Annotated in this window: 10 protein-coding genes; 7 read left to right on the top strand and 3 right to left on the bottom strand. The window is 66.1% G+C overall.

All coding sequences use genetic code 11. From position 1 onward, the window contains the following. Positions 1 to 312 (top strand): aldehyde dehydrogenase family protein (locus AB4Y99_RS22405; protein WP_441524880.1); only part of this gene is annotated, 312 nt, incomplete at its 5' end. A gap of 93 nt (positions 313 to 405) precedes the next feature. Next, entirely contained in the window at positions 406 to 1,428 is a 1,023-nt protein-coding gene (gene mgrA, locus AB4Y99_RS22410; RefSeq protein ID WP_441524881.1) for an L-glyceraldehyde 3-phosphate reductase, read from the top strand. Between the two features lie 108 nt (positions 1,429 to 1,536). Here mgrA and AB4Y99_RS22415 read toward each other — a convergent pair whose 3' ends face one another. From AB4Y99_RS22415 to AB4Y99_RS22425, 3 genes are read right to left on the bottom strand one after another with little or no spacing between them, the layout of a single operon-like run. Beyond that, on the bottom strand, positions 1,537 to 2,025 hold the full coding sequence (locus tag AB4Y99_RS22415; RefSeq protein ID WP_038366710.1) for an Lrp/AsnC family transcriptional regulator: 489 nt from the start codon (positions 2,023 to 2,025) through the stop codon (positions 1,537 to 1,539). 32 nt (positions 2,026 to 2,057) lie between these two features. Next, entirely contained in the window at positions 2,058 to 2,825 is a 768-nt protein-coding gene (locus AB4Y99_RS22420; protein ID WP_441524882.1) for an SDR family oxidoreductase, read from the bottom strand. Positions 2,826 to 2,834: 9 nt separating this feature from the next. Continuing rightward, the gene (locus tag AB4Y99_RS22425; RefSeq protein ID WP_441524883.1) at positions 2,835 to 4,034 is read right to left on the bottom strand and encodes a mandelate racemase/muconate lactonizing enzyme family protein; all 1,200 of its coding nucleotides are present in this window, start codon (positions 4,032 to 4,034) and stop codon (positions 2,835 to 2,837) included. A 182-nt stretch (positions 4,035 to 4,216) separates the two neighbouring features. Between AB4Y99_RS22425 and AB4Y99_RS22430 the strand changes: the two genes are divergently transcribed. From AB4Y99_RS22430 to AB4Y99_RS22450, 5 genes are all read left to right on the top strand, one after another. Next, the gene (locus tag AB4Y99_RS22430; RefSeq protein WP_441524884.1) at positions 4,217 to 4,978 is read left to right on the top strand and encodes a GntR family transcriptional regulator; all 762 of its coding nucleotides are present in this window, start codon (positions 4,217 to 4,219) and stop codon (positions 4,976 to 4,978) included. Positions 4,979 to 5,006: 28 nt separating this feature from the next. Then, entirely contained in the window at positions 5,007 to 5,984 is a 978-nt protein-coding gene (locus AB4Y99_RS22435) for a 2-hydroxyacid dehydrogenase (protein ID WP_441524885.1), read from the top strand. Positions 5,985 to 6,074: 90 nt separating this feature from the next. Next, a complete protein-coding gene (locus AB4Y99_RS22440) occupies positions 6,075 to 6,878 on the top strand; it encodes a transporter substrate-binding domain-containing protein (protein ID WP_441524886.1) in 804 nt (267 codons plus the stop codon). A 114-nt stretch (positions 6,879 to 6,992) separates the two neighbouring features. Continuing rightward, on the top strand, positions 6,993 to 7,652 hold the full coding sequence (locus AB4Y99_RS22445) for an amino acid ABC transporter permease (protein WP_441524888.1): 660 nt from the start codon (positions 6,993 to 6,995) through the stop codon (positions 7,650 to 7,652). Next, the coding region (locus AB4Y99_RS22450; RefSeq protein ID WP_441524887.1) for an ABC transporter permease subunit at positions 7,652 to 7,844 on the top strand (193 nt) is incomplete at its 3' end. The genes AB4Y99_RS22445 and AB4Y99_RS22450, both read left to right, overlap by 1 nt.

Raw genomic sequence — 7,844 nt, forward strand, 5'->3', positions numbered from 1 at the left:
ACCATCGCCCGCGAGGAGATCTTCGGCCCCGTGCTGTCGATCCTGCCCTACAAGAGCGACGACGAGGTCGTCTCGCGCGCCAACGACACGCCCTATGGCCTGGCTTCCTATGTCCAGTCCGGCTCCCAGGAGCGCGCGCGCAAGATCGCCTCGCAGATGCGCTCGGGCAATGTCTACATCAACTACCCGGCCTGGGACGCCGGCGCGCCCTTCGGCGGCTACAAGCAGTCCGGCAACGGCCGCGAATACGCCGATTTCGGCCTCGAGGAGTTCCTCGAGATCAAGGGCACGGTCGGCTACGCCGCGGCCTGATCGGATCGCGACCCGATAGGCAACGAGGCCCGGTGGACGCAATGCCACCGGGCCTTCATCTTATCCGCCATTCAATCGATTGAGAGGCACGCCATGGTCAATCCGAACCGCTATGACGCCATGCGCTACAACCGCTGCGGCCGCAGCGGACTGATGCTGCCGGCGCTTTCGCTCGGCCTCTGGCAGAATTTCGGCGAGACCGGTGCCCGTGCCAATATGCGCGAGATCTGCCGCACGGCCTTCGACCTCGGCATCACCCATTTCGACCTCGCCAATAATTACGGTCCGCCCCCCGGCTCTGCCGAGACCGCGTTCGGCGAAATCCTCAGCCAGGACTTCGCCGGCTATCGCGACGAGCTGGTGATCTCGACCAAGGCCGGCTACCGGATGTGGCCCGGCCCCTATGGCGAATGGGGCAGCCGCAAATACCTGATCTCCAGCCTCGACCAAAGCCTGAAGCGGATGAAGCTCGACTATGTCGACATCTTCTACTCGCACCGCTTCGACCCGCACACGCCGCTGGAGGAGACGATGGGGGCGCTCGACGCCATCGTCCGCCAGGGCAAGGCGTTCTATGTCGGCCTCTCCTCCTACAACTCGAAGCGCACGCAGGAGGCGGTCGCGATCCTGCGCCGGCTCGGCACGCCCTGCCTGATCCATCAGCCAAGCTATTCGATGCTCAACCGCTGGATCGAGGAGGACAAGCTGCTCGATACGCTCGATGCCGAGGGTATCGGCTCGATCGTGTTCTCGCCGCTGGCGCAGGGCATGCTGACGGACAAGTACCTGAAGGGTGTGCCGGCCGGCAGCCGCGCCGACAAGAAGGCGCCATCCTTCCGCGAAGGCTTCCTCAGCGACGACAACATCAAGCACATCGCGGCGCTGAACGAGATCGCAGCCGCGCGCGGCCAGAGCCTCGCCCAGATGGCGATCGCCTGGGTGCTGCGCGGCGGGCGCGTGACCTCGGCGCTGATCGGCGCGAGCCGGCCCGAGCAAGTGACGGATTGCGTCGCGGCGCTAGGGAACACCGAGTTCACGGTTGAGGAGCTGGCAGCCATCGACAAGCATGCGGTCGATGGCGGGATCAATATCTGGGCGGCTTCGGCGGAGCGGTAGACTCAGCCGTCATGCTCGGGCTTGACCCGAGCATCTCTCAAACCAGAGCCCTCTCGTCCCGAGGTTCTCGGGTCGCCGCTATGCGGCGCCCGAAAATGACGGCCTTGGTCAATCCTCCTCCGGCGCCGCCGCGATCGGCAAGGCGCTGGAGCGCTTCACCTGACCCAGCGCGAAGCTCGACTCGATCGAGGCGACGCCGTCGAGGCGGGTGAGCTTGTCCTTGAGGAAGCGCTCATAGGCCGGCAGGTCGCGGACCACGATGCGCAGCAGATAGTCGCGCTGTCCGGTCATCAGATAGCAGTCGACCACCTCGGGCCAGCGCGCCACGGCCTGCGAGAAGCGGTCGAGCTCGTCCTCGCGCTGGCGTTCCAGCCTGATCGAGACGAAGACGCTGATCGGCAGGCCGACCTTGGTCTGGTCGATGATCGCGGCATAGCCCTGGATGACGCCCGCCTCTTCGAGGATGCGGATGCGCCGCGCGCAGGGCGAGGCGGAGAGGCCGACCCGCTCGGCCAATTCCTGCACCGAGAGGCGCGAATTGGTCTGCAATTCCGCGATGATCTTGCGGTCGAGCGCATCGAGGCGCGGGCGGGCCATCCTTGTCCTCCGGCGGATCAGTCTCCGCCGTTCTACAGGACGGCGAGCATTCCGCCATCGACATAGATGATCTGGCCGTTGACGTAGTCGGAGGCCGGCGCGGCGAGGAAGACGGCGGCSCCGAYMAGYTCCTCCGGCYTGCCCCAGCGCYTGGMCGGSGTGCGGCCCTTGACCCAGGCGTCGAAGGTCGGGTTCTCGATCAGCGCCTGGTTCATGTCGGTCAGCATGTAGCCGGGGCCGATGGCATTGGCCTGGATGCCGTGCTCGGCCCATTCGGCGGCCATCACCTGGGTCAGCATCTTGATGCCGCCCTTGGCGACCGTATAGGGCGCGACGGTGGCCCGGGCCAGCGCTGAGGTCAGCGAGCCGATGTTGATGACCTTGCCGTGGCCGCGCGCGATCATGCGCTTCGCGGCTTCCCGGCCGATGACGAAGGCCGAGGTCAGGTTGGTGTCGATGACCCGCTGCCAATCGGCCGTCGCCAGCTCGACCATCGGCTTGCGAAACTGGATGCCGGCATTGTTGACGAGGATGTCGACCGCGATGCCGGCGGCGTCGAAGCCGGCGAAGGCCTTGACGACTTCATCCTCGGAGGTGACGTCGAAGGGCGCGGCATCGGCCTCATGGCCGGCCTGACGCATCTCCTTGACGGCGGTCGCGACCCGTTCCGCATCCGTGCCGTTGACGAGAATGCGGGCGCCGGCCGCCGCCAGCCCCTCCGCCATGGCGCGGCCGAGCCCGCGAGAAGAACCGGTGACGAGGGCCGTGCGGCCGGTGAGATCGAAGAGGGGATTGGTCATTACGTCATCTCAGAGGCTGGAGCGGCGGACCGTCAGGTCCGAGCGCTCGAACACCGCCGGCAGCAATTCGACGCCGAGGCCCGGAGCCTCCATCGGGTAGACATAGCCACCCTCGATCCGCGGCATCTCGGTGACCAGCTCCTTGTACCAGCCGGTGTAGAAGGCGCGTACCGATTCCTGGATCAGCGTATTGGGCTGGCTGAAGGAGGCGTGGATCGCCGCGATGAAGCCGACCGGGCCGATGCAGTCATGCGGCGCGAAGGGGCGGTGATAGGTCTCCGCCATCGCCGCGATCTTGCGGCCCTCGGTGAGCCCGCCGGTCCAGCACAGATCGGCCATCACGACATGCATCGCGTCGCGGTCGAGCATGTCCTTGTAGGGGAAGCGCGAGCCCAGCGTCTCGCTCGCGGTCACCGAAACGGTGGTCGAGCGGGCGAATTCGGCCAGCGCCTGCGGCGAGTTCATCCGGATCGGATCCTCATACCAGCTCGGCTCGTATTGCTCGAGCACGCGGGCGATCTTGATCGCGGTCGGCAGGTTCCAGAGCGAGTGGAACTCGACCATGATTTCCATCTTGTCGCCGACGGCCTTGCGGATCTTCTCGAAGGGCTCGCAGGCCTTGCGCATCTGGTCGGGCGTGATGAACAGGCCCTGGTTCTCGATCGCCGGGGGATCGAAGGGCCAGATCTTCATCGCGGTGATGCCGCTTTCGAGCAGGCTTTCGGCGACCTCGTCGGCACGGGTCATGAAGCCGTGCAGGTCCTCATAGGGGCCCTCGGAGTGCCCGAAATTCCAGGTCGAGACCGGCTTGATGTTGTGCGAGCGGACATATCCATAGCCGGCACAGGTGTTGTAGATGCGCTGCTTGTCGCGGCAGAGGCCGCCCAGCATCTGGTGGATCGGCTGGCCGCAGACCTTGCCGAAGATGTCCCAGAGCGCGATGTCGACGGCCGAGGTCGCGCGCGATTCCGCACCCGTCGAGGCCTGCGCCATCGGCAGGTTGGTCATCTCCTTGTGTAGCGCCTCGATATGCAGCGGGTTCTTGCCGAGGAGCCGCATGGCGAGCGTGTCGTGGAGATGGGCCTCCACCGAGGCCGCGCCGTAGAAGGTCTCGCCGAGGCCGATCACCCCCGCATCGGTGTGCACGCGCACCCAGAGGACATTGGCGAACTCCTCGGTCCGCAACGTCTCGATCGCTGTGATTTTCAAAGTCCGCCTCCCTGGCGAGGGCTGGCTTCGACTTTGGTCGTGCCCTCCCATCCTTTACCCGCGCTTCCGTCGGCCTAGGATGGCGACGGAGCGTGCCGACCATAAGAGCGCTTGTAAAATATCACAACATGTTTATCGTCGCCGGCAAGCATGGGCCGGCAAGAGCCCGCTGTGGAGGAAACATGGCAAGACGCAAGGAGGAGCCGAAGCTCGCCGAGCTCGATGCGCTCGAGCCGCTGCCGCGCCGCAACCGCCTGAACTTCTTCGAACTGGCTTATGAACGCATCGAGTCGATGCTGATCGATTGCCAGCTCAAGCCCGGCCGCCTGCTGACGATGCAGGATCTGCAGGATCTGACCGGCTTCGGCCGCACCCCCGTCCACCACGCCGTCAACCGGCTCGCGGCGGACACGCTGATCAATATTCGCCCCCGGCATGGGCTCCAGATCGCGCCGATCGACCTGGCGCGCGAACGCGTGCTGCTCAAGCTGCGCGGCGATCTCGAGCGCTTCGTCGCGCGGCTCGCCGCCGAGCGCGCCGGGCCGACCCACCGCAACCAGATGCTGCATATGGCCCGRCTGCTCCGCGACCGCCGCGAGGAGCTGACGCTCGCCGAATTCAACAGCCTCGACCGGCGCATCGACCAGATGATCCTGGCGGCGGCGGGCGAGCCTTTCCTCGAGCATACGCTGAGGCCGCTGCACACCATCTTCCGACGCATCGGCTTCATCCATCACAGCTACATGCCCGGCCAGCACAATCTGGACGGGACCATCGACCACCATCTTGCCCTGCTCAACGGCATCGCCTCGTCGCAGGCCGAGCGCGCCATCGCCGCCTCCGAAAAGCTGATCGCCTTCGTCGACACCATGTTCGACGAGATGGAGGAGAACATCGATCCCTCCCTGCTCGACTGCAGCGTCGAGCCGCTCCTGTCCCACTGAACTCCCGAACCGCCGGACATCCGAGACCATGCGCATCATCTTCCACGGCGAAAACGCCGCCAGCTTCAGCCACGGCTTCGCCGACCTGCTCGGCGGGCCGGCCGAGATCCAATTGCTGCCGGATGTGCTGGAGACCGAGGCGGAGCAGGCGGCCTATGCGCAGGCGCAGGCCATCATCGGCGTGAAGTTCGACGCGAGCCTGCCGGTGCCGGCGGGGCTCAAGCTCTTCCATGTGCCGGGCGCCGGCTACGATGCCGTCAATCTCGACCTGCTGCCGGCTTCCGCCGCCGTATGCAACTGCTTCGGCCACGAGCAGGCCATCGCGGAATATGTGATGAGCGCCCTCCTCGCCCGCGCGATCCCGCTCGCCGACGCCGACCAGCGGCTGCGCCAGGGCGACTGGGCCTATTGGGCCGGCGCGCCGGAGCGGGTGCATGACGAGATCGCCGGCCGGACCATCGGCCTCCTCGGCTTCGGCCATATCGGCAAGGCGATCGCCGCCCGAGCCAAGGCCTTCGAGATGCAGGTGCATGTCGCCAACCGAAGCCCGGTCGCGCCCTCGCCCCTCGTCGACCGCGCCTTCACCCTCGACCAGCTCGCTGCCTTCTGCGGCTCGGTCGATGTCGTCGTCGTCTCGGTGCCGCTGACGGAGGAGACCAAGGGCATCGTCGGCGCCGCAGCCTTCGCGGCGATGCGGCCCGACGCCGTCGTGGTCAATGTCGGGCGCGGGCCGACCATCGACGAAGAGGCGCTTTACGACGCCCTGAAGAGCCGCCGCATCGGCGGCGCGATCATCGACACCTGGTACCGTTATCCACAGGCTGGGGATGCCACGCCGCTGCCGTCGAAACTGCCTTTCCACGAGCTTTCAAACGTTTTAATGACCCCGCATATGTCCGGCTGGACCAGCGGAACGATCCGGCGGCGCCAGGCGGTCATTGCTGGTAACATCAGGCGCCGTTTCTCCGGCGAGCCGCTGGAGAACGTCGTCCGAAGGGGACAGTGAACCGAGAGGCATAACCACTTCTCGCCCATCAACCGGCCACAAGAAGCCGGGGACCAATCAGCGCGAATGCACCACAACGGGAGACGTCCAGTGAATATCCTCAAGCGTATCAAGATCGCCGGCGTGGCTCTCGCGCTCGGCGCCGGCATGCTCGCGGCGAGCCAGGCCTCGGCCCAGACGGTCACCGACATCATCAAGCGCGGCTCGGTCAAGATCGGCGTGCTGATCGGCGCCCCGCCCTATGGCTCGGTCGACTCGCAGGGCAACGCCATCGGCTATGACGCCGACGTCATCGCGCTGATCGGCAAATATCTCGGCGTCAAGGTCGAGATGGTGCAGCTCACCCCGCCGGCCCGCATCCCGGCGCTGGAGGCCAACAAGGTCGACTTCCTCGTCGCCACGCTGGCGCCCACGCCCGAGCGCGCCAAGGCGGTGATGTTCTCCATCCCCTACAGCGCCTTCCAGACCGGCATCTACGCCAAGAAGAACGTCCCGATCAAAACCTGGGACGACCTCAAGGGCCGCAAGGTCGGCGTCAACCGCGGCTCCAGCGTCGAGCGCGAGTTCACCAGCCGCGAGAAGGAGCTGAACCTCACCATCCTGCGCTTCGAGGACGACGCCACCACCATGCAGGCGCTGTTCTCCGGCCAGGTCGAGGCCATCGCCGGCCCCGACGCCCAGGCCAACGCCGCCATGAAGGCGCGCGGCGAGACCGAGACCGAGCTGAAGTTCGTGTTCGGCGTGCAGCCGAACTCGATGACCATGCGCAAGGACGCCTGGGAGCTGCGCCAGTGGCTCAACAACTTCATCTACTACGTCAAGCAGAACGGCGAGCTCGACGCGATCGCGCAGAAGTGGGTCGGCAGCCCGCTGCCGCCGCTGCCGACCTTCTGATCCAACCCTCCGATCGGACCTGCCGGCGCGCCTGAGCGCGCGCCGGCGACCCTCGACCTCGCAGGCCGAAGGAGCGCGCCGTTGCTCTTCCAAGACGTCCTTTCCAAATGGCCGATGATCCTGCACGGGGTCTGGCTCACGATCGCGCTGTCCTTCGTCGCGATCGCGCTCGGCCTCGTCCTGGCGACGGGCATGACCGCGCTGCGCAGCCTCGCGGGCAGCTGGGCCGGCTATCTCGTCGACGCCTATGTCGAGCTGATGCGCAACACGCCCTTCCTGGTGCAGCTCTTCATGATCTTCTTCGGGCTGCCGCAGTTGGGTATCCGCCTGAACGGGCTCGAAGCCTCCGTTCTGGCGATGACGCTCAATCTCGCCGCCTACGCCACCGAGATCATCCGGGCCGGCGTCGATTCCATCCATAAATCGCAGATCGAGGCCGGTCTCGCGCTCGCAATGACCAAGTGGCAGGTGCTGAAGCATGTCATCCTGCAGCCGGCCTTCGCCCGCGTCTGGCCGGCGCTGTCGAGCCAGTTCGTGCTGATGATGCTGGCCTCCAGCATCTGCTCCTTCGTCTCGGTGCAGGAATTGTCCGGAACGGCGGCGATCATCGAGCAGGACACGTTCCGCTCGTTCGAGACCTATATCGTCGTCACCGTGCYCTACCTCGTGCTGGCGCTCTCCTTCAAACTCTTCCTGAACTGGCTCGGCCGAAAGCTCTTCCCGCAGGTGTCGGGCCTTGCCCGCCTCACCGAAGCGCATGGGGAGGCCGCCTGATGCAGACCTTCGGTTGGCCCGAGGCCTATTTCATCCTGCGCTCCGCCGGCTGGACGCTGGCTCTCACCGCGATCGCCTTCTTCATCGGCAGCATCATCGGCGGCGTCTTCGCGATCATGCGCCTGTCGCGGCTCCGGTGGCTGCGCCGCTTCGCCGCCAGCTACATCCTGGTGATCCAGTCGATCCCGGTGC

The organism is Allobosea sp. TAB14 (genome assembly GCF_052113865.1).
Lineage (GTDB): Bacteria > Pseudomonadota > Alphaproteobacteria > Rhizobiales > Beijerinckiaceae > Allobosea > Allobosea spartocytisi.